Source organism: Acinetobacter sp. 22323, assembly GCF_052044895.1.
GTDB lineage: Bacteria > Pseudomonadota > Gammaproteobacteria > Pseudomonadales > Moraxellaceae > Acinetobacter > Acinetobacter schindleri.
In genome coordinates, this window is sequence record NZ_JBQEOL010000047.1 from 1 (window position 1) to 1,352 (window position 1,352).

General features: G+C 35.5%; 1 protein-coding gene. It reads left to right on the plus strand.

The window, feature by feature from the left end; genetic code table 11:
• Window positions 1–287: 287 nt before the first annotated feature.
• On the plus strand, window positions 288–950 hold the full coding sequence (locus ACTJIX_RS14820) for a DUF2057 domain-containing protein (protein ID WP_004815866.1): 663 nt from the start codon (window positions 288–290) through the stop codon (window positions 948–950).
• Window positions 951–1,352 lie beyond the last annotated feature (402 nt).

A 1,352-nucleotide genomic window follows, 5' to 3' on the forward strand; every position in this document is an offset into this window, starting at 1 on the left:
GTATTCTGATGTGACAAAACCTGAATCCTGGTCGTTAAAGTGTTTGTTTGCACTCATATTTTAACTGTTAGGACTCAGGTTTTTTTATTTAAAGCAAACTATGGGACAGCAGTGGCTTCGGTGCTCCTTTTTTATTTTGTATTCATTTAAGACCAAGTGTTTAGCTGAATGAATCAGATGGATATATGCTTAAAGTCTTGGCTATTTGTCTAAGTGATTTATCATAAAATTGTCACGTATACTCGGCATAGTGCAAGCAGACTTAAATAATCAGGAAAAAGAAGCGAATGAATTTACGTATTATGATCGCAGTTGCGACTTTAATGGGAAGTACTTCTGTTTTTTCAGCAGTGATCTTGACGGCACCAGAAGAAATCAAAATTGTCGGGGTGAATGAGCGAGAAGTGAATAGTGGATTAATCCGTAAAAAACAGACTTATAAGCTAGATCCGGGTTCAAACAGTATTAGTGTACGTTATATCGAATTCTTCCAGCATAATGATAATAGCCATGACATTTTAAAATCGGATGTAGTAACAGTTAAAACACCTGAATTAAAAGATGGCGAAAGTTATCGTTTGGCTTTGATTAATGCACCTAAAGATTTTGATACTGCACAAAAATATAAAGACCAACCGATTATTGGTTTATACGACGCCAGAAATCAATTGTTGGTACAACAGTCAGGCGCAAATAGTGAAACCAAACCATTATTGGGTAAAAGTGTATTAGGTAAAGCACTAGACTTGACAACTAAAACAGTTGCTCCTGCAAATCAGCCTGCGCCTGTTTATGCACAGGCAGCGGTATCACCAGTGGTAGCAAATCTAAATTCAGCTGAAACAGCAATAAAAACTTCTACTGACCAAAAGCTGATTCAGCTTTGGCAACAAGCATCTAAAGAAGAGCGTCGGAAGTTTATGTTATGGCTAGCAGAGCAAGGGAATTAAAAAAAACATGAAAAAGATCGGTTTATACCGATCTTTTTTAGTTTGAGAGCTAAACGTTACACTTTGAAAATATATTTCAGGCCAGAATGATGGATTTACACACCTAAACCTGCTAAAAATACGCATTCAGAGTAAAAAATGAACGACCAAATTATATTTTCATATATTTTTATGAAAAGAACTTGCGCTCATTGTGAAACTGTATAGAATACGCAGCACACCAACGCAATGCATGAAACGAAAAGTTAAGTGATTGGGTTGGAGCTTATAACCGACGAGGTTTTAAGTAAGATCATTAAGAGATTATGAAGAACAACTTGTGTGGATTTTTACTGGTTGATTGATCGAAATTATTTTCATTGATTGATGGTAGAAATTACTCGAAGTTTATTTGAGAAATTG

Bases quoted from the DNA above. Each gene is read 5' to 3' on its own strand.
- ACTJIX_RS14820 (WP_004815866.1), top strand. From the start codon at position 288: ATGAATTTACGTATTATGATCGCAGTTGCGACTTTAATGGGAAGTACT.